This is a genomic window from Ornithinibacillus sp. FSL M8-0202, assembly GCF_037975285.1.
Classification (GTDB): domain Bacteria; phylum Bacillota; class Bacilli; order Bacillales; family Amphibacillaceae; genus Ornithinibacillus; species Ornithinibacillus massiliensis.
The window spans coordinates 3,135,418-3,156,765 of record NZ_CP150248.1 but is presented as its reverse complement, the minus strand read 5'-3'; the positions used below and the strand labels follow the sequence as shown (position 1 = coordinate 3,156,765).

General features: G+C 36.8%; 20 protein-coding genes. 3 read left to right on the top strand and 17 right to left on the bottom strand.

Annotated elements, in window-relative coordinates:
• Positions 1-191 precede the first annotated feature (191 nt).
• The gene (locus MKY78_RS15925) at positions 192-785 is read left to right on the top strand and encodes a YitT family protein (protein WP_339214089.1); all 594 of its coding nucleotides are present in this window, start codon (positions 192-194) and stop codon (positions 783-785) included.
• A gap of 3 nt (positions 786-788) precedes the next feature.
• Here the strand turns inward: MKY78_RS15925 and MKY78_RS15920 are convergent, their stop codons facing one another.
• Positions 789-2,297 (bottom strand): BCCT family transporter, encoded by a 1,509-nt coding sequence (locus MKY78_RS15920; RefSeq protein WP_339214087.1) that lies wholly within the window; start codon positions 2,295-2,297, stop codon positions 789-791.
• A gap of 150 nt (positions 2,298-2,447) precedes the next feature.
• The gene (locus tag MKY78_RS15915) at positions 2,448-3,656 is read right to left on the bottom strand and encodes an NlpC/P60 family protein (protein ID WP_339214085.1); all 1,209 of its coding nucleotides are present in this window, start codon (positions 3,654-3,656) and stop codon (positions 2,448-2,450) included.
• A 710-nt stretch (positions 3,657-4,366) separates the two neighbouring features.
• Here MKY78_RS15915 and MKY78_RS15910 point away from each other — a divergent pair.
• Positions 4,367-4,648 (top strand): hypothetical protein, encoded by a 282-nt coding sequence (locus MKY78_RS15910; RefSeq protein WP_339214083.1) that lies wholly within the window; start codon positions 4,367-4,369, stop codon positions 4,646-4,648.
• Positions 4,649-5,114: 466 nt separating this feature from the next.
• On the opposite strand, the gene MKY78_RS15905 is transcribed toward MKY78_RS15910, so the two are convergent.
• Positions 5,115-6,071, bottom strand: coding sequence for an LLM class flavin-dependent oxidoreductase (locus tag MKY78_RS15905; protein ID WP_339214082.1), 957 nt, complete (start codon positions 6,069-6,071; stop codon positions 5,115-5,117).
• A 19-nt stretch (positions 6,072-6,090) separates the two neighbouring features.
• The gene (locus MKY78_RS15900) at positions 6,091-6,696 is read right to left on the bottom strand and encodes a DUF1836 domain-containing protein (RefSeq protein WP_339214081.1); all 606 of its coding nucleotides are present in this window, start codon (positions 6,694-6,696) and stop codon (positions 6,091-6,093) included.
• A 134-nt stretch (positions 6,697-6,830) separates the two neighbouring features.
• Between MKY78_RS15900 and MKY78_RS15895 the strand changes: the two genes are divergently transcribed.
• The gene (locus tag MKY78_RS15895; RefSeq protein WP_339214080.1) at positions 6,831-7,478 is read left to right on the top strand and encodes a hemolysin III family protein; all 648 of its coding nucleotides are present in this window, start codon (positions 6,831-6,833) and stop codon (positions 7,476-7,478) included.
• Positions 7,479-7,563: 85 nt separating this feature from the next.
• Here the strand turns inward: MKY78_RS15895 and MKY78_RS15890 are convergent, their stop codons facing one another.
• The 13 genes from MKY78_RS15890 to MKY78_RS15830 all read right to left on the bottom strand — a co-directional run bounded on the left by MKY78_RS15890 (position 7,564) and on the right by MKY78_RS15830 (position 21,321).
• Positions 7,564-8,319 (bottom strand): class I SAM-dependent methyltransferase, encoded by a 756-nt coding sequence (locus tag MKY78_RS15890; RefSeq protein WP_339214079.1) that lies wholly within the window; start codon positions 8,317-8,319, stop codon positions 7,564-7,566.
• A gap of 264 nt (positions 8,320-8,583) precedes the next feature.
• On the bottom strand, positions 8,584-9,639 hold the full coding sequence (locus MKY78_RS15885) for a M42 family metallopeptidase (RefSeq protein WP_339214078.1): 1,056 nt from the start codon (positions 9,637-9,639) through the stop codon (positions 8,584-8,586).
• Between the two features lie 95 nt (positions 9,640-9,734).
• Positions 9,735-10,676, bottom strand: a complete 942-nt coding sequence (locus MKY78_RS15880; protein ID WP_339214077.1) for a hypothetical protein — start codon at positions 10,674-10,676, stop codon at positions 9,735-9,737.
• Between the two features lie 123 nt (positions 10,677-10,799).
• Positions 10,800-12,095 carry a UDP-N-acetylglucosamine 1-carboxyvinyltransferase gene (gene murA, locus MKY78_RS15875; RefSeq protein WP_339214075.1) on the bottom strand — a complete coding sequence of 432 codons (1,296 nt, stop codon included), beginning with the start codon at positions 12,093-12,095 and terminating at the stop codon, positions 10,800-10,802.
• A 6-nt stretch (positions 12,096-12,101) separates the two neighbouring features.
• On the bottom strand, positions 12,102-12,896 hold the full coding sequence (locus tag MKY78_RS15870) for a DeoR/GlpR family DNA-binding transcription regulator (protein ID WP_186870505.1): 795 nt from the start codon (positions 12,894-12,896) through the stop codon (positions 12,102-12,104).
• Positions 12,897-13,276: 380 nt separating this feature from the next.
• Entirely contained in the window at positions 13,277-15,526 is a 2,250-nt protein-coding gene (locus MKY78_RS15865) for a carboxypeptidase-like regulatory domain-containing protein (protein WP_339214073.1), read from the bottom strand.
• Positions 15,516-15,845, bottom strand: a complete 330-nt coding sequence (locus MKY78_RS15860; protein ID WP_339214072.1) for a hypothetical protein — start codon at positions 15,843-15,845, stop codon at positions 15,516-15,518. Before MKY78_RS15860 ends, MKY78_RS15865 begins: the two co-directional genes overlap by 11 nt.
• Positions 15,805-16,383 carry a sigma-70 family RNA polymerase sigma factor gene (locus MKY78_RS15855; RefSeq protein ID WP_339214071.1) on the bottom strand — a complete coding sequence of 193 codons (579 nt, stop codon included), beginning with the start codon at positions 16,381-16,383 and terminating at the stop codon, positions 15,805-15,807. Before MKY78_RS15855 ends, MKY78_RS15860 begins: the two co-directional genes overlap by 41 nt.
• Before the next feature lie 373 nt (positions 16,384-16,756).
• Positions 16,757-17,518 carry a type I 3-dehydroquinate dehydratase gene (aroD, locus tag MKY78_RS15850; RefSeq protein ID WP_339214069.1) on the bottom strand — a complete coding sequence of 254 codons (762 nt, stop codon included), beginning with the start codon at positions 17,516-17,518 and terminating at the stop codon, positions 16,757-16,759.
• A gap of 466 nt (positions 17,519-17,984) precedes the next feature.
• Positions 17,985-18,158, bottom strand: a complete 174-nt coding sequence (locus MKY78_RS15845) for an Arc family DNA-binding protein (protein ID WP_339214067.1) — start codon at positions 18,156-18,158, stop codon at positions 17,985-17,987.
• Between the two features lie 12 nt (positions 18,159-18,170).
• Complete coding sequence (locus MKY78_RS15840; protein WP_339217936.1) at positions 18,171-19,016, bottom strand: SPFH domain-containing protein; 846 nt, start codon at positions 19,014-19,016, stop codon at positions 18,171-18,173.
• Between the two features lie 199 nt (positions 19,017-19,215).
• Positions 19,216-20,706: a glycerol kinase GlpK gene (gene glpK / locus MKY78_RS15835; RefSeq protein ID WP_339214065.1), complete on the bottom strand. Its 1,491-nt coding sequence runs from the start codon at positions 20,704-20,706 to the stop codon at positions 19,216-19,218.
• A gap of 48 nt (positions 20,707-20,754) precedes the next feature.
• Entirely contained in the window at positions 20,755-21,321 is a 567-nt protein-coding gene (locus tag MKY78_RS15830; protein ID WP_339214063.1) for a glycerol-3-phosphate responsive antiterminator, read from the bottom strand.
• Positions 21,322-21,348: the final 27 nt, after the last annotated feature.

Here is a 21,348-nt window from a genome sequence, read left to right as displayed (position 1 = left end):
GGACATCCATTCATCTACAAAAGTCCAATTAAAAAGCAATACGTTTACCTTCCCATCAGAATCACCTACCTCCCTAGGATAATTATATTCTATATAAAACAATCAGTCTACAAAATTATATTTAGACTTTTCATCATATGGACAAGTCATTCATACAATAAGACGAAGGCTAAGATGAGGTGGTTTTTAACTTGATTCAGAAAGCATTAGCAGTTATAGTTGGTAGTCTATTTATAGCGATTGGCATTAACTTTTTTGCTATTCCACATCACCTACTGGATGGAGGAATGATTGGACTTGGCTTAATTGGGAAATATGCCTTTGACTTTCCACCGGGCTTAACAATTATTATATTAAGTTTCCCTCTTTATATCATTGCATTTTATTATAATCGGGATTACTTTTATAATGGCGTACACGGACTATTAGTTTCTTCCTTTCTAATTGACTTCTTCCGCTCTTTCCCACCGGATTCGTCCACTCCTGTTTGGGTAAGTAGTATTTGTGCTGGGATAATGATTGGAATTGGGATAAGCATTATGTTGATTAATAATATTAGCACCGGAGGGTCTGATTTATTAGCATTAATTGTAGCCAACATAACCACCATTAATGTTGGGCTAATTATTCTTCTGATTGATAGTTTGGTAATCCTTTTTGGCTCTATTGTGATTCCAGAAACAAAGATATTTTACTCTGCAATAGTAGTGATCGTTGGCGGTTGTACTACATTTATCGTAACGAGCTATTTTAAGCCAAAGAAAACAGCTACTATAGATAAGTAGCTGCTAAGATTCTTTTCCGTCTCTCTTATTTGTTTGATTTGCTTTTAGAAGCTTTATAAAGGCAATCACGATCAAAATTAATACAATCGTGAACGGTAAGGCTGAAATCAAGGATGCTGTTTGTAGCGCATCTAATCCCCCTGATATTAGCAACACAACGGCAATTGCAGTAATTAATACTCCCCAGACTATCTTTACGAATAATGCAGGGTTCAAGCTACCCTTGGAAGTCATACTACTTAAAATGTAAGTAGCAGAATCAGCAGAAGTAACGAGAAAGGTAAAGATTAACAAAATAGATAGGATTGTTAGGACAATGGAAAGTGGTATCACCCCAAAAGTTTCAAATAGCGCTACCGCAACATCTTCATTGACCGCTTCAGCAATTTTGGTACCATTATTTAAATCACTATACAGTGCTGTACCACCAAATGTGGCAACCCATAAACAGGCTATTGCAGGAGGTACAAAAAGCACCCCAATTACAAATTCGCGTATGGTTCTTCCTCTAGAGACTCTCGCAACAAACGCTCCTACAAAAGGGGACCATGCAATAGCCCAAGCCCAATAAAATATAGTCCAATCTCGAACCCAGCTTCCACCTTGATAAGGTGTTAAGCGAAGACTGTATTGAATAAAATTGGTAAGATAATCTCCTAAACCAAGTACAAAAGAATTTAATATAAATACTGTTGGACCTGCAAAGAAAACAAACAATAATAGTAACAAGGCAATACCTAAGTTAATATTGCTTAACCATTTTATTCCCTTATTTAACCCGGTGCTGGAGGATAATAAATATAATACTAACATAACAAGGGCAATAATTAATTGAAGAAACGTAGAATTTGCAAAGCCAAACGTACTGGAAATTCCACCTGTCATCTGAAGAATACCGAGTCCTAATGATGTTGCGACCCCCATAACCGTTGCAATTACAGCAAAGGAATCAATTGCATTGCCAACTATCTTATTCTTCCCAACAACTGGTCGTATAGCTGTTGAGATAAGCCCATTCTTTTCTTTTTTAAATTGGTTATAAGCAATAATTAAGCCAACAACAGCAAACACAGACCATTGGCTAATCCCCCAATGAAAAAAAGAATACCCCATAGCCACTCTAGCTGCTTCTTCCGACTTACTCCCTAATTCAGGAAATGGTGTTATAAAAAAATGCGACATCGGTTCAGCGACACCCCAGAATACTAAACCTGATCCAAATCCAGCTGAGAATAACATACCAATCCAAGTGAAAAATGGATAGTCAGGGCGCGAATTTTGTGGGCCTAATCGAATCTTTCCATATTTACTAATAGATAATGTGATTAAAAATAGGATGAAAGCAAAAACGGCTAATAAATATAGCCACCCAAAATTAATCGTCGTAAAACGAAATAACACTTGTGCAACTTCGCCAAAACGTGTTGGGAAAAACGCCCCTAATAACACCAGTAATAATATTATCGATCCTGACACATAAAATACTGAATTGTGATAGGAATGTTTTCTCATAATTTATCCTTTCCTACTTGAAGATTTCATTAGATAAGGATTATTCTTCTACATTCCATCTATATTATTCTTGAAACAAAAACGATTACGAACAAAAAAAGGTCAAACTTTTCATTACACATAAAAAGTTTGACCTTGTTATCATACTAATTAATTTGCTACTCGGCGTACATGTCCTTTAAAATGATCTTTCCAATACCCTGAAGACATATCCGCAACAGCTAAACCTGTTGAATTTTGCGCTCCAATAAATTTACCATTTCCTAAATAAATTCCTACGTGTCCATTAGTCTTATATGTATCAAAGAAAACTATGTCACCAGGTCGGGCATCACTGTAAGAAACTTTAGTACCCACTGACTGCATTGCGGCAGTGCTAGAAGGTAGTGAAACTCCTGCTTGTGCATAAGCCCATGATACAAATCCTGAACAATCAAATCCACCAGGACCTTTTCCACCCCATACATAAGGAGTTCCTAAATGAGGATAGCCAGCATTAATCGCTACTTGTGCTGCATTACTAGCTGTAGCAGGTGCACTTTGCTTAGATTCCGTTTTCTTACTTAATTGGGTCAATGAACCGTCAGACTTAGTAGAGTTGTTGTTTCCACTTGAAGCAACAACTGGATTGGATGCGGCTCTTTGGGCAGCTATCTCACGATTTACTTGTGCTTCAATTGATGCTAGTTGACTTGCTTCTAGTTCTAAGTCTTCAATCTTTTTCTGAATACTTTTTTCTTTTTTACTTAGTTCTTTCTTTTTAGCATCGTTTTGTTCTTTTTGAGCTAAAATCGTTTCTTGCATACCAGCTAATTCTGTTTGTAACTCAGATAACTCGTCTAGCTTTTCAGCTACTTTTACTTTATCCGATTCTAATTGGTTAATAAGTTCTTGATCTGATGACGTAATTTTATTCACTGCTGTTACGCGGCTAATAAAATCTGTAAAGCTTTGAGATCCGAAAATCACATCTAAGAATCCAATATTACCACCATTCTTCTGGTAGTTAACCATTCGGTTACTTAGAATTTCAGAACGTTTTTCAATTTCTTTTTCTAGTTCAGCGATTTCATCTTCAGTAGTTTTAACCTGATCATTGGTATCATCAATCATTTTTTGGTTCGATTCCAAGGCCTTTTCAACTTGCTTAATTTCTTCATTAAGCTCATCTAATTCTACTAGTACTTCCGCAACTTCCGCTTCAGCTTTCGACAATTTACTTTCAACTTCTGAGCGCTCGTTTTGAACCTCTGCTTTCTTGTTCTGTAAGTCCGTTTCTGCATAAACAGTATTGATGGCGAAACTACTTGTTAAACCAACTACTGTTACTGTTGCTAGGGTAATGAAAGACTTTCTCATTTCGTTCCTCACTTTCTAGACATCCGACTAGTCTACTAAGTCTATTTATGTATCTTTCTACTCTATTATTTCTAGTATTAGTTAAATAGAATTATAGCATCACTTAATTTCATAAGTATTATTGTTATGTTACAAATAGATTTCAAATAATAGTACTAGGTACTAAGACGGGTGTGAAATAGTGCTAATGATAGAAACGAGAAATGAGAGTGAAGTACTTATTTGATGAAGTTTAAAATGTGGTAAAAGACTTGCTGTAGTCAAATTTATCGCCATATTTCACTTTAAGTATATATATCAAATCTTCTCTAAAAAATACGAACACATTACTAAAATGAGAGTAACGTGTTCGTTATATATTTCCCGAGAAATTTTTATTTTTGACATATAACTACAAAATATTTACGAACAGAAATACTAGTCTTTGATATATTATGACAATTTACTTACTGAACCTTTTTCCAATAAATGACCAACCAAATAGTAATAACACTGCTGCGATAATTAACTATGTAATAATTGCGTAAATATCCATAAGCCTATTATTGCTTACCAATAGTTATGGCATCTAATACTATAAATATACATCTTCGCAAAATATGCACACTTATGAAATCTATACGTTCTACCCAGAACTACAAGTTACTTACTAAAAGACCGCTTATTTGTTTGAATATTATGGTAATATAAAAATGGAGGAGATGGTCTAATTGAAACAAGCTAACTACAAAACTAGTCCCGAATATGAGGATTATGTAACTTATTATCTTTTTACAATCTTTTTTGGATTAGTTGGGCTATTAATTTTTGGATTAACCCATAACTTCACCATTATCTTTATAGCCATTATCACTGGTGTATTAATTGATATACTGAAATTTGCTGTAATAGTATTCGCTACCATTCAAGGTAATAAAACAGTAGATAATGAAAAGATGCATACAGAAGAAATTGGAGAAAACGAGAATAAAACAGAAGAAAAACCAAAATGACTGAAATGACTTTACTCGGGAAGTAGATATCCGAGATTAACTACTCAAGGACTATCGTTGTAGTGTCTTCCTAGTACTTTCCCACAGCACCAGGGCGACATCTGCTCAGAAAGGGACCTTCGCAGTGTCTTCCTAGCACTTCCCCACAGCACCAGGGCGACATCTGCTCAGAAAGGACCTTCGCAGTGTCTTCCTAGCACTTCCCCACAGCACCAGGGCGACATCTGCTCAGAAAGGACCTTCGCAGTGTCTTCCTAGCCTTCGCGTAGTGAGGTGGGGCTTGTTTATGGAGAGAGGCCTCACCATACTGTCCCCTCTTTAGTCAAGGTACGGATTCGTATGAACTCGTCATCATTATCATTTGGTTTATCTTCTAATGATTTTATTTATATTATGAAAATCCTATCCCTTATGTATTATCGTGAAATAACGTCACTCGAAAACATTTTTCACGAAAATCAATATACTAGTCTAGTATCGCTTCTGCTATAAGCTCATATGACTTATTTCTTGTTTCATAACTTGGAGTATTGGTTAGAATCATGAATTCATCAACCATATGGACTTCCTGAAGCTCCATTAATGCCTCTTTAACTTCAGCCTGATTTCCAATAATCATTTTTTGGCGAGCTTCATGAAATTCTTCTTGTTCTTCCTGCGATAAAGCAGTCATAACCTTCTTCAATTTCCCCCACATGAAGCTCTCTAGTGCAAGCTGCTCTGCTTCCTCTGTGGTTTTAGCACAATATATAGAAACCGCCATTATAATTCTTGCTTCCTTATCAGGATACTCCTCTTTGAATATGTTTCGATATGTAGTAAGGATCGGGGCAGCATCCTGATCACTCATGAAATGACCAAATGCATAGTGCATTCCTTTTTTAGCTGCTAAGACAGCACTCTTATCACTAGTACCTAGAAGCCATGGTACTGGCGCTAAGTCTGGTACTGGAGTTGGTTTTACTTTTGAAAACATATGGTCCTTAGGAAAATCTTGATATAAAAAGTGTAACAACTCATCTATTTCCTCTGGCATTTTACGTACATTTTCCAAAAAGTTACCAGACAATGCAATGGAGGCTTCTGCAGATCCACCAGGAGAGCGTCCAATACCTAAATCAATACGACCCGGATATAGGGTAGCAAGCAGATTAAATGATTCAGCAACTTTAAACGGCTTATAGTGCGGTAGTAACACAGCCCCTGCTCCAATTCTAATTCTATCGGTGTTCATGCCGATAGCTCCTAGCATAACTTCTGGTGCAGGACATGCTAGTCCATTTAGATCATGATGCTCAGCAATCCAGTAGCGGTGATATCCTAACCGTTCACCAAGTTGGGCCAGATGTACTGATTGAAAAAGCGCATCCTTCGGGGTTGTATCCTGAGCAATTGGTGCTTGATCTAGTATACTTAGCTTCATACTTTTCACCTTCTAATCCTTATTTCTTATTATCTTTTACCTTTTCTTTTTCTTCCTTTACTCGTGGAAGACCATCCACTAATTTCTCTGCTAGTTTACGGTAATAATTACTCATATTGACTAACGAAGAGATTAAAAGCACTTGCTCTAAGTAATCAGAATCCACATCTTCTAATTCTGATACTTCCTGAGATACCTCGTCTTGACATTCTTTAATATCCCCAAGAAATCGTTCAACATTATTTTGTGAAAGCGTTAAGTAGCTTCGATAGATCTTTTCTACATCAAAATCCTCTTCCATTATTTTTCCATTCAATTTATTTAACGTTACCTTTATATCATGAATGGAAAGTGCGCCTTTCAACTGATATATCAGGCTTATTAGGATAAGATGGTTCTTCGAGTATTTCTTATTTTGAATCGGAAAGAGTAGCTTCCCCTTCGCGTAATTATTAATCATCGTTTTCGTTAATACTTTTTCTTGCTCATGACGTTTCGACTTTTCCAGCTTACTTTCAAATATCTGTATAACCTGATCCATATACAATCCTAAATCAGGCATTTCTTCTAGCAATAATTGATTATCTAAATGTAATTCTTCTAGTAACTTATCTATATTTTCCAATAGCAAAACCCTCTATATCATCATTTTTCTTCATTATACTTTACAATTAGTTAAAAAGTAAACCTTGACTAGATGGTGAAATGAGTGTATTGTAATATGTAGTTATTAAAACTACGTTAAAGGGTGTTGTTAACATGAAAACCTATATTCGCGAACCGATTAATGGATTTACTCATCTTTTTGGAGCTGTACTTTCTTTTGTTGGACTATTAGCAATGGTAGTTAAAGCTTCTATTGATAGTGGTTCTCCACTTGCCATTGCAGCGGTTATTATTTTTGGTATAAGCTTAATTCTACTCTATTCCGCATCAGCGACCTATCATATGGTAGTAGCAAAAGATCATATTATTGCTTTCTTAAGAAAGATTGATCACTCTATGATTTTTGTATTAATTGCTGGAACTTATACTCCTATATGTTTGATTGGTCTCGGTGGGACTTTTGGCTGGGTAATTTTTTCAATTGTAAACGGACTGGCTTTATTAGGTGTTTTATATAAATTAATTTGGTTTAAAGCACCTCGCTGGTTATCAACCGCAATATATGTATTAATGGGCTGGCTCATTGTTTTCTTTAGCCCTTCACTAGTGGATGTCATCTCCCCTATTGGAATGACTTACTTAATCCTTGGTGGGGTATCCTATACGGTAGGTGCCGTCATTTATTGGTTAAAACCAAAGTTTCTTGAATTTAAACATATGGGCTTTCATGAAATATTTCATATTTTCATATTAATAGGTAGCCTATTTCACTTTTTGTGTATCTATTATTACCTATTATAAAATAATGAGTAGCCACAGGTTGGCTACTCATTTTATTTTGTAGTTATATCTTTCCATACCTACAAATATATGCGAAATAAATTGGTTAATCCTTACTCGCGACAGCTTCAAACGTAATTATTTCACTTGATTTCGTAGGGTATTGTCCGTGCGTATAATCTGCTGAAATGATAATATCTTTAAATCCAATCTGCTCTAAAATCAGTTTAAACTCCTCTACCCCGTACCATCGAATTGGAAATCGCTCTAGTTCAGTTTGAATCAGTTTCTGCCATTTCTCGTAACGATTATGTGTAATTGTATATTGGTTAACAGCGTCCACTTCAACTAATTTACTCTCTAGTGTGATTATACCCCCATCGTTTGTTTCCCAAGTTCTTGTCGTTACGTTGGTAGTCGTTAAGTCATTCGGTAAAAAGATGTCTATAATTAGTCTTCCCCCATCTTGAAGATGGTAATAGAAATTTTTTAATGCTCTTAGCGAATCTTCTCTATTATGTAAAAGTAAGAATGTTCCAGTTGGTACAATAATAGCTACATAGTTTGCTTCTAATGAGAAAGACTCCATATTCGCTTTGAATACGTTTGGATTTAGTCCTCTTATGTCACAATTGTGCCTACAAATGGTTAACATTTCTTCTGAAACATCAAATCCGTCTACCTTGAAGCCTCTTTCTAATAATGGAATTAGAATTCGACCCGTGCCAACTCCAGGCTCCAAAATATTTCCTGTACAATCTTCTATTCTTTCACTATAAAATTCTACATCCCCGAATGAAAGTCCAATATATTTATCAATATCATATACCTCTGAAGAAAGCTTACTGTAATAACCCAACATAAAATCTCCTCCTTCTTTGATCTATAGACATTTTTTAAATTTCTCTTCTCACATTGATATAGGTAGATTCACTTTGAATTCTAGTCCTAACCTCTTATTGCTATAACATTATGTTTCTAAAGTAACCATTTATTACTGTATGAATTCATTTTACCATTAACTTCCACTCAAATGCGTGGTCTTTTCAAAAAAGTCACACTTCTATTTTAGAATAATTTTCATCCATTAAAAAAGGCATCCTATAAGTAGCATGCCTTTTTCCAATTAATACGATATCATTTCTGATAACACATATTGATATACTAATTTTTCCGTATTGATAAGTGACTTTTCATGTGTCCGCTCAAATGCATGGGAAGAATCAATTCCTGGACCAATTAATCCGTGGACAATGTCGTGACCTGATTTAATAGCAGCTGATGCATCTGATCCATAATAAGGATAAATATCTAGCTTGTAACCAATACCATGTTTCTCCGCTAATTGTACTAATCGTTGACGGAAGCCATAATGATAAGGGCCTGATGCATCCTTTACACAAATCGATACCGTATACTCGTCAGTTGACTGACCATCACCCATCGCTCCCATATCCACAGCCAAATATTCTACTGTTTCTGGAGTAATGTTTGAATTACCACCATACCCTATTTCTTCGTTATTAGATATTAAGAAATGTGTTGTATATGGTAAAGTGATATTTTCTTCTTTAAGCCTCTTTATAACCTGTAATAAAATGGCCACACTAGCTTTGTCATCTAAATGACGCGATTTTATAAAGCCATTATCAGTAAGCTCGACACGTGGATCAAAAGAAACAAAATCTCCAACCTCAATGCCAAGATTACGAACCGCTTCGGCATTATCAACTTCAGCATCAATTCGTACTTCCATATTATCCTGGTTTCGTTCTGTCTTCCCTGTATTTCTATATACATGAACCGAGGTTTGGTGCATTAAAATGGTACCTGTTAACACGCTGCCACTAGAAGTGTGGATTTTGCAGTATTCTCCCTCGACATAGTTATATGGAAAACCACCAATTAAATCTAATTTAAGACGTCCATTGCTCTTCACTTCTTTTACCATTGCACCAAGTGTATCGACGTGTGCAGTCAGAAAGCGGTGCTCCTCATCATTGGCGCCAGGAATCGTTGCAAGTAACCCACCCTTCCGAATCCGTTTTGTTTTAACGTCTAACTTTTGTAAGTATTCCTCTGTATACTGAATAACATTTGCGGTAAATCCCGTAGGACTTGGAATTGACACTAGTTGCTTAATTAATTCTTTTGTTTCTTGAACATTTGGATATATCGTCACCACTTCTACTCCTCTCAAATTCATATACTAATTTATATTGTAACGCGATATGTGATGAATGAACAGGCAAATTCCTAGTAATTCAAGGAATAATTTTATCGATAGCTTTCAATTAATTGAATTTTTTCTTCATATAGATTAGCTAATTGGTTCTGTAAATAGGTATTCTCCGTTTTTAACTTAGCTAATATGCGTCGTACTTGTAATAGCTGGTCCCCAACTTGGTCAATTGAATCATTAATCCTACCCTGAACCATCCAATCTACAATTAATCCATCGAAGAAGAAATCTGCAAACTTTAATAAACCTGGCATATCTGTGTCAACAGGTATCATTTCATCTATATCCAATAATTCCTTCTGAAAATCTCTCATTCGTGACTGGGCAATATGAATATACTCGGAAGCATCATCCATTCTACTATGTTTTATCGCTGTAGAAATCATCCCACCACCAAACATATCAAGTGTCCCCCACTTAGAGGCAGAACTCAGTGATTCTTGCGCATTATGAAGTGCTTGCTCAGCATATTGGCCAGCTTGAATTGCTTCATTAAATTCCTTTAAGTAAGCTTGTATATCCCCTTCTTTTTCACTCAAGCGATATAATTCGTCAGCATATCGAGAGTGACCTTTCTTTATGAGATGTTCCTTTTTACTAAGCAAATCCTGATACAACTCTTCACTATTCCCTACTTCAGCAAGTCTGTTCTGAACATTCAGAATCGAATCCATAACCTCATCTCTCGTCTTTTCTGCTTCTTCTAATTGTAATTGAACAGCTAATACCTCTCTGTTTTCTTTATCTAATTTTTCATATTTTGTCCCTGTTATGGTAGAGAAGAAATTAGCAATATGAAACCCTTCTAATCTTCTTACATCGGCCTTTTCTTCCATCAACTGGGTGTTTAAGCGATTTATTGTGTTTTCAATTTCGGAGAGTTCCGAGTAGTAATCTTGAAGCTGTGACTCAAGTTTATATTTCTGCCGAATCTTACCTTTTACTTGAATGATTTGATCATTTAAATTTAAAATCATCGAAATCCCCCTTTGCTTTCGCTAACTATACATACGATTAAGCTAGTAAATAGTTTCAAGGTTAATCCTATCCATCCTCAAAGCGAAAAAAGGAAGCACACTAATGCTGCACTCCCTTCTGTCCTACTGCACTTCACCAAACAACTGGTGGTTAGCCCCATATGGAATTGTTTCTTTTGTAATGTGAACCCCTAAAGATTGGAACGCTTTGACAACATCTTCATACCCACGTTCAATATGATCCACTCCAGTGATAAAAGTAGTCCCTTCCGCTACCATTCCAGCAAGAATTAACGAGATTCCAGCTCGAATGTCCGATGTCGTGACTATCGCACCTTTCAAATTACTTTTTCCTTTTACAAAAGCAACCCCTGAGCGCACTCTGATGTCTGCTCCCATTTTTCGTAATTGCCCAACATGTTTAAAACGATTCGGGTAGATTTTTTCCGCAATAATACTCTTGCCAGTTGCTTGGGTTAGTAAAGTCGTCATTGGTTGTTGTAAATCTGTCGGAAAACTTGGGTACATTCCAGTCCGAATTCGAGAGGCACGTAATGTACCCGTTGAATGAGCTGTTATGGCATTTTCCTCTACCTCTATCTCTATTCCAATCTCTTGTAGCTTCGTTAGACATGATCCTAAATGTTCTGGGATAACATCCGTAACCGTCACACTTCCTCCTGCTACTCCTGCACCGATTAAAAACGAGCCAGCAATCAATCGATCTGGAATCACCCGATGGGTACCACCCGTTAAATGATTCACCCCAGTTATGCGAATCGTGGCTGTTCCGGCACCACTAATATTAGCTCCAAGTTTATTAAGAAAAATAGCAGTGTCAATGACTTCTGGGTCCCTTGCAGCATTCAGTAGTACGGTCTCCCCCTTCGCTCTTACTGCCGCTAGCATAGCATTTATTGTAGCTCCAGAAGTAATCGTATCGAAATAAATAGTTGCACCACGTAATTCTTTTGCTTCCACTACATAATAATCTTGGTAATAAGTAAAGGTTGCTCCTAGCATTTCTAATGCCTTTATATGCTGATCAATCGGGCGACTAACAAAATCATCGCCGCCAGGATAACCAACGGACACTTTTCCATACTTAGCCAATAATGCTCCTACGAAATAATAAGCTGTTCTGAAAGAGGATGACTTCTTCGGATTGAAATCCGTTGCCGATATAAACCTAGGATCAATCGATATATCCCCTGTAATTTCTCGTTTTATTTTAAGGCCAACTTCTTCTCCCATTTCTCGAATCACTCGAAAATCAGCTATATTAGGTATTCCTTCGAGTATAATCGTTTCATCCGAAAGACAAGCTGCCGCTAACAAAGCCAATGAACTGTTTTTAGATCCTGGAATTTGAACAACACCGTTTATAGTAGGTGAATAGTCTACACGAATTGCTTGCAACTAGTATCACTCCTTAGTGGAAGTCGTATTGACAATAATAATTTCCGCATTTGTTTTCTCAATCTCTTGAATTACTTTTTCTGATGCTGCTTCGTCTGTAATAATTAAATCAATTTTATCTATGGGGACAGAAGTAATAAACATATTTTGTCCGACTTTTTCATTTGGGGCTAAACATATATTTTTTCTTGATACCTCTGCAACTTTACGAGCAAATGCCGCTCCTTCAGGTGTGGCAGTGCTAATTCCACTCGCAGTTATACCGCCACCTGTCATAAATCCTATATCTAACGAGAATTTACTCATCATTTCGATAGCAAGTATATCAATCATACTGCCTGCTGATTCTGCTCGTAATTTGCCTCCAATTAAGTAAGCGGTAATATTTTTTTGTTTACGTACTGATTCAGCAATTTTCATGGAGTTCGTCACTAATGTAAACGGAATGTCTACAGGAAGGTGCTTCAACATCCCATATTGGATTCCCGCTCCACCAATAAATACAGTATCATGCTCCTGAATGTAGGAGGATGCAAGCTTGGAAATAGCATCTTGATGAGGTTCTGGTATACCGTATCTTTTCGTTTCAGAGGATGGTAATGTTCTTACCTTTTGAAGTGGTTTTAATGCTATAGCTCCACCATAGGTTTTTTGTAATAATCCTTGATTTTCCATCATGGAAAGGTCTCTTCTTACTGAATCCACGGAAATCTGGAACAAATCCGCAAGTTCTTTAGCAATTACTCTACCATCTTTTTGTAGAATTTCAAGTATTATTTGCCTACGCTCCTCTGCTAACATCTAGATTACTCCTCACCATTCTTTCTCGAATACGTTACTTTCATACTATGCTTTGTTGTTCTGTTTCGTCAATACTTTTTCATTATTATTCATGTTATTTCTGTTTTTATCTGTTTTATAAAAAAGTAGAGGCTGGGACAAAAGAATTTATCTTAAAGGAAAAACCGAATGATGAGCAAAGACCACGCTCCGGAAATATACTTGCGGTTGCTTCCAGTACAGGGGCGACATCTGCTCGAAAAGACCTCGCAGTGTCTTCTTTACCGCCGGGCGGCTGCCTTAGCCTCCCCGCTTTCGTCTACGTATATTTCCGGAGCTAGTACCGTGTATCATTCGGTTTGTCATTTAATTCTTTTCGTTATGTCCCAGTCTCCACCTGTTTAATTTACATCATCTAGCGCGTTAATAAAATTTTTTAGATTAGTAAATTCCGTCTCTCTCCGCCATTTCGCCATTTCTTCTTCCTGATTAGCAAAATATAATGTTAAGATTTCTCTCATTTCTTGATGATATGCCTTACTCTGTTTACTTTCTTCTGCCATTTTGCTAACAAGCTGTACCCAGTTGGGGACTATTTCCCCGTATCCGTATGGTGGATACTCTATAGCAATTTCTAATGCATGATTGAAATCATCATTTAAGTATAATTCATTAGCTAACCAATACCCTACATATCGATTATCCCCTTGTTTAGCCATTGCTTCTGCAAACTGGCTACTTGCCTCACGATGTTGTCCTTTCATCATTAAAACAGTAGCATATAGGGATTGATCGTATTCATCAAGAATATCAACTTGCTTCCTATATAATTCAAACCACTTATGAAATAATTCCCAATCTCGCTGATTGAAATAATACAGAAATACTTCATGAATGTTAAAGGGGCTTGGTGCTTTCATCGCTAAATCTTCCATATAGGAAATTGCCAATTCATCTCTATCATGTATATGGTCTTCTTCTATCCCGATTAACCGAATAATCATTCGTAAACTATGCAAATCATCCGGATTTTGTTTATAGTTTTCCTTGTATTCGTTTAGAGCTTCTTGTATTTTTCCATCTATTAATAATTGATCTGTTGTCGTTAGTTCTCGTTGTTTTAAATAAAAGAAAGGTAGATTACCATATGATTGATCATCTAACAGAGCGCCATCACTTTTAGTAATTATTTTGCCGTTTTCATCATAGGCAGCCACCTTCCAATAATAACGATTTTCTGGGTGTGTGTATGCTAATAATGATTTAGGGCTTACTATATCAGTATCTCCAAAAGCTACCCCGCCCTGTAAATTATAAATATCCTCTACTGGAATATCTGCTTGAGATTCTTTAATATTCGAAATGGAACCCGTCCCAATCCAGCCACCATCTATTTCATAACCAAATCCTAACTCATAGTAGGAAGCACCTTCTACTTCTTCCCATTCAAAGTGTACTGTATTATCCACTAATTCTTCCTCGTTAACTGGCGTTTTAATAGCAATAAGTTTCTGTAAGGTTATATCATAGGTAACATCATCCTTGCTCCCATCGATTTCCACCGTATCATACATATCTGTCACCCAAGTCCATCCACTAATTTGTTCATAATGAACACCAATGGCTAATTGATAATTATTCGGTATGACCCCCTTAAACTCATAATATCCATCGTTATCTGTAAGGGTTTGATATTTTTCATCTGGTCTAATAGTATGATTTTTATCACTTTCTTCTTTTAAGAAAACGCCAATATTTTTTAACGGGGTACCATCACTTTTTACTATCCTCCCAGAAATCTTAACTACATTCCCAACACCGCCTCGTGCTTTTAGAACACTCAAAGTTTGCTCAAATGATTTCAATCGTTGATAATAAGGATAGTTTTCAAGAGTTATCTCATCATCACTGTCTGACCATTTTTCTCGTTCAATTTTATAATCTTCTTCATATTGCTTTATCGCTTTTGTAACCTCTTGATACGCTTCTTCACTGTCCCCTTGTTGAAGAAGCATTTCCGCTTTCAATTGAGCTAGCTGTGCGATGCTATCCATTTGAAGTGTTTTGAAGTTTTCCCCCATATCTTGGCTATATTGATTTGCTTCTTCCCATTGGCCATGATTCTTAGCTATTCGTATACGTTCTATAAGAAGCTCTTCCCGTTCATAGGAATAGTTATTCGATGCTAACCTAGTAGATGCTTGATATAACGTACTTTTAGCCTTTTCTACTTCTCCAATACGTTCATAATAAAAAGCTAACGTCTTCGCAGCGGTCACTAAATTCTCATTTAACGGCCCATTCTCCACAAAATCTATTATGAACGGAAGCTTTTCCTCCCAACTAAAATCCATGACTTTCGCTTCAAGATCTTCCCATGATGTCATAGATGGACTAATATAGATATCAAACTTACCGGTATAACCATCTTCTATCATATATTGTTGAATAATCTCCCATTTTTTATTAATCGATGTAGTAGATAAAAGCTCGAGAATTTCTTGTTTATCCTCAACCTTACCTGAAATTATTTTCTTTTCAGCCAGATATAACTCCAGATTCGGGATAATGAAAGTCATCAATAATGGAATGAAAGTTAGTATACCTACGACAGCTATAACTAAGTGCTTCACCTTGACCCTAATCTTCACCTATTTTCCCGCCCCTCTGATTAGATTCCCAATAAAAATACCCCGAACCGTCGACGTGTTTAATCGAATCGGAAGCTCCTTCGTCTGGTCGCTGCTCTATTGATTTTATTGCTGGATATCCCATCACTACCATAAACAGGACAAGCACTACACTTATCGGTACGAGAGGTATAGAAATCTCTTTATTCCAAAGCTTAAGGAGCTTCTGTTTCCAAGTAGTCGGATAAACATGATTCAGTACTTGTTGATGGTTAGTAAACTGAATATGTTCCATTTCCTTATCGAGTTGGCCTTTTAATTGCGCTTTCGTTTTCTTCAAGAAATTCCTCTCCCTTCACCAAAATATCCTTCAATTTTAACCGTGCTCGCTTAAGCCTCGATTTGATTGTATTTTCCTTTTCCTTTGTATACTCAGCAATTTCGCTAATTTTCATTTCGTTAAAGTAAAACAATGTAATCACTTCTCGGTATTTATAATCAAGATCATGTATTGCTTCGCTTAAATTAGCATTCCATATCCACTCCATTAATTCTTCCTCTGGGGAAAGCGTGGTCTCATCTTCATGCATTTCGTCACTCTCGAAGGCTAGTAATATATTTTTCCAACTCCATCGACGCATTCGAGATCGACAACAATTCATCACAATAGCGGTGAGCCAGCTTTTTAATTTCGCAGGGTCTTCTAGTTGCCTAATCTTCTCATAGGCAATGACAAAAGTATCCTGTACGGCTTCCTCTGCTGTTTGATGGTCCTTTAAAAGCAGATAGGCTGTTCGTACTAAATAATTGCCATACTGATTCATTAATTCTATAAGTGCACTTTCCTGTTTATCTTTTAACCGGTCAACAAGATGCAAGCTGGCTCCCCCTTTCTGATACTTAGATGCTACTAGCTGAAATAAAGTTGCAACATATCTGAAAAAATTATAGCATGCTCCTGTTTATAGCAATATAAAAGCTTAGTGCATCTTTGAGACGTACAGACTTAAGTTGTAGCGGATAAAGGGAATACACAACCGTAGGGGAGGCGAAGTTGACTTATCGTATAGGGGTGAGAGAAGTCCGGCTTCCGGAGCTGGACATTTCTGCTTATACTTTCTTATCACGATAAAAAAACACTCTTCCATAAGGAAAAGTGCTACTACTTTACATTTAATAATTTGCTCAATCAATATGAATTTATTTTATAAGTGCAGTTTTGGTTAGCCTTCGTTTAGTTGAAAAATTATGCTAACTATATTTATGAATAATAGCTAATACTTTTTTTAATTCTGATACTGGTATTTGACCTGGTGCTGACTCAGATACACCGGAAGCAAATGTCGCCACAGAACCAAATACGTGACAAGATAACCTACTAATTAATCCATCTCCTCCCATGGAGATGGTAATGAATGGGCGATCGGCATATTTTTCCTTCATTATATTTGTAACCTCTAATAGGGTAATAACATCTTCCTTGTTTTTCGGCATTACCGCTATTTTCGGAATATCTGCCCCAAGATTTTGCATATCTATCAGACGAGAGATAATTTCTTCCTTCTTAGGAGTTTTTTGAAAATCGTGATTAGACAATACAACATACACCTGATTTTCTTTTGCAGTGGAAACTAGTCTTTTTACCATCATATCGTCCAAGAACAGTTCGACATCTACCATATCAGCCACTCTTGATTGAATCACTTTTTCCATTAGCTGCTCATAATATTCTAACGGTATTTCCTTATGACCGCCCTCATGAACAGTTCGAAACGTGAATAGCAAAGGCACATTCTTTACTAGTTTGCTTATTTTCCCAAGAACTTTCATAACCGAATGTAAGTCTTCTACAAATTCAAAAGTATCCGCTCTCCACTCGATTATATCCGGCTCCATGGCCATAACTTTTTCTATCTCAGACATTAGTTCCTGCTCAGAACTACCTACGATCGGTACGATAATTTTCGGTAATCCTTCACCAATGGTAATATCACGCACTTTAATAGTTTGCATCTTTTTGTCTACTCCTTGCTTACACAACATATTACCATATTAATCTATTTCGATTATCTAAGTAAAGTATAGTTGCTATTGTGTGTATTTGAGAGTTTATTTACATGTTGGCTTGGGGGGCGTGCGGGCCTGGATCGTGTGGGGGCTGGGGTTTGCGCGGGGGGCCTGGTTTTCGTGTGGGAGCCTTAATTTTCGCGCGAGGATTCCTAATTTCGCGCGGAATCCCATGAATTTCGCGCGGAATTTCTCAAAAATCGCGCGAGACTTTATCTGTCGCGCGATTAATGCTAAACGTCGCGCGTTTTTTATGATACTCGCGCGAAATTGATTGTATATCGCGCGAAAATGTTACCTTTTACAGAATTTCACGCGCCTCACCTAAACACCAAAGTTCAAAACACTGTGGCGTTCTACATGGCTTTCTATATAAGAAAAGGAGCCTTAATTTAAAAGCTCCTTCTCAATCTTATTCCCCTTCACTATTTTCCTGTTTCTTCGGTAGTCTTCCTGCCTTTTTCATAGCCTCTCTAAGCAAAAACTCAATATGACTATTGACACTGCGAAATTCGTCGTTAGCCCAATTTTCAAGGGCATCGTACAGTTTCGGATCAATGCGTAATGGGAAATTCTTTTTCTTCATTTTATCACTTCTCTATTGGTATAGTGAACCTGTATTAATGACTGGCTGTGTGCCGTGGTCTGATACAATAGAAACAAGAAGATTATTGATCATAGCAACTCTACGCTCATCATCTAAATCTACAATACCTTCTTTTTCAAGTCGTTCAATCGCATCCTGTACCATACCCACTGCACCATCGACAATCTGTTTTCGAGCAGAAATGATGGCACTTGCCTGCTGTCGTTGTAGCATCGCTTGGGCTATTTCGGTAGAATATGCTAAATGGGTTAACCTTGCCTCAATAACCTCAACACCTGCCACACGTAATCTTTCTTGTAATTCTTCCGTTAACTCTGTGGAAACTTCTTCTGCATTTCCCCTTAATGTTAATTCATCAACCTCAAAATTGTCATATGGATACTTTGTTGCTACAGCACGGATAGCTGTTTCACTTTGGATTTCAACAAATTGTTCATAACGGTCTACATCGAAAACAGCTTTTGCTGCATCAATAACTTTAAATACAATTACTGCCGCGATTTCGATTGGATTCCCATTAACATCATTTACCTTTAATCTATTGCTATTAAAATTTCGTACACGAAGCGAGATAGTTTTTCGTACAGTAAATGGAATCGTCAGTACAATCCCTTCCCGTCGAATTGTCCCCATATATCTACCAAGAAAAATAACAACAACAGATTGATTAGGTTGAATCATAGTTATACCAGATCCTAGCACAATAGCTAACACAATCAAAATCCCACCAAGGATAAATTGCTCCTCTATAAAGCTAAATACCGTTCCGGCAATTAACCCTGCAATGACAAGAATCCCAAGATAACCATTCATTACCCATGCATTTTTCTCTTTAATCCCACTCATAACCAATCCCACCTTTTTATTAAATATCTTTCTTATATCACTATGATATCATGTTTATGAATTTTCGCAAATCTTTTTTCTCGTTTTCACATAAAAAAACTCACACGGTAATTCATACGAGACGAATTGCCAATGTGAGTTCAGATGTATATTTTTTTCGAACAAATAAATCTTATTTCCATAATGAACGTTATTTATAATTCATCGTTGCTTGTACTGCCTTTTTCCATCCTTTGTAAAGGTTCTCTCTTTTCGATTCTTCCATTTGCGGTTCAAATACGACATCATAATTCCATTGGGATGCAATTTCTTCTTTACTTTCCCAGAATCCTACCGCTAAACCAGCTAAATATGCTGCCCCTAATGCTGTTGTCTCCTTTATAAAAGGTCGTTCAACAGGAACATTTAAAATATCACTTTGGAATTGCATTAGGAAATCATTCTTAACACTACCACCATCTACTCGTAATGATTGTAAGGATATTCCAGAATCTTTAAGCATAGAGGTCAATACATCTTTCGTTTGATATGCTAGTGACTCTAGTGTAGCCCGAATAAAATGCTCTTTTGTTGTTCCACGAGTCAAGCCAAATACCGCACCACGTGCATCACTATCCCAATAAGGCGTACCTAATCCTACAAATGCAGGCACTACATAAACTCCTTCTGTTGAGGAAACCCGTTTAGCATATGTTTCACTGTCAGCAGCATTTTGAAACATACGCATTCCATCCCGTAACCATTGAATAGCTGAACCTGCAACAAAGATACTTCCCTCTAAAGCGTATTCTACCTTCCCGTCAATCCCCCAAGCTATCGTCGTTAATAATCCATGCTTAGATTGAACCGCACGATCACCGGTATTCATTAACATGAAGCAACCGGTACCATATGTATTTTTAACCATTCCTTCTTGAAAGCATGCCTGACCAAATAAAGCTGCCTGCTGGTCACCTGCCACACCTGCAATCGGGACATTTTGCCCAAATAAATGATAATTGTCTGTCGTTCCATAAACCTCGGATGAGGAACGAACTTCTGGTAGCATGGATTGTGGAATAGTTAACATATTTAATAACTCTTCATCCCATTTTAATTCATGAATATTAAACATCATCGTACGAGAGGCATTAGAATAATCTGTTACATGAACTTTTCCACCTGTGAATTTCCAGATTAGCCATGTGTCGATTGTTCCAAATAAAAGCTCACCCTTTTCTGCTCTTTCCCTCGTTCCTTCAACATGATCTAGGATCCACTTTACCTTTGTTCCAGAGAAGTATGGATCCACTAATAGGCCCGTTTTTTCTCTAATTAGATTCTCATAGCCATTGTCTTTTAATTCCTGACAGATCGCTTCTGTTTGACGTGATTGCCAAACGATAGCATGATATACCGGAATTCCAGTATTTTTATCCCAGACTACTGTTGTTTCGCGTTGGTTCGTAATGCCAATTCCAGCTATTTGTTCTGGTTTGATATTCGATTCTACTAGGGATGTAGCGATGACAGATAGCACCGATGCCCATATTTCATTCGCATCATGCTCTACCCAGCCCTGCTTTGGAAAATATTGATTGAACTCCTTTTGGGCTATATGTACAATTTCGCCTTGTTTATTAAAAATAATGGCACGTGAACTTGTCGTACCTTGATCAATTGCTAATATATATGTATCCATTTCGAAATCCTCTCTTTATTCCTCTCTCTTTAATTGCAACATGAAACACTAGCTGGAAGTAGGATTATAATAATCCCAAAGTTCTTTACTTGAAGTCGTAATAGTTGTTGCACCTGCATCTATTGCCTGTTGTACCTCTTCAACGGTTTCAATAAATCCACTAGCGATTATTTCTTTATTGGTCTGTTGACTAAATTGACGTATTATCTTAGGGACAACACCAGGAAGTAATTCAATATAGTCTGGATCAGTTCGTTCTATTAATTTACTACTTCTTTCAATAGACTTTGAGTCCAACAAAAATATTCGTTGAAAAGTCTGAACCCCTTTTTGTTTCGCTTTCATAATAACATTTGGCTTTGTCGAGATAATACCTAAGGGTTTGTACTCCTGACAAATATATTCTGTAGCATATTCATCAGACTTTAATCCCTGAACTAAATCGATATCAAGTAATAATTGTTTCTTATGCTGCTTAGCGAATTGAAAAATCGGTTTCAATCGAGATATATGAGCATTTAATACTGCAAAATACGTATAATTATAATCTGGGAATTTATCAATGTCCTTTATTTCTCCAATTACCGGTATAATTGCTTGCCCTTTAAAATTCAACAAATCACCTCTTTCTTCATCTCTATC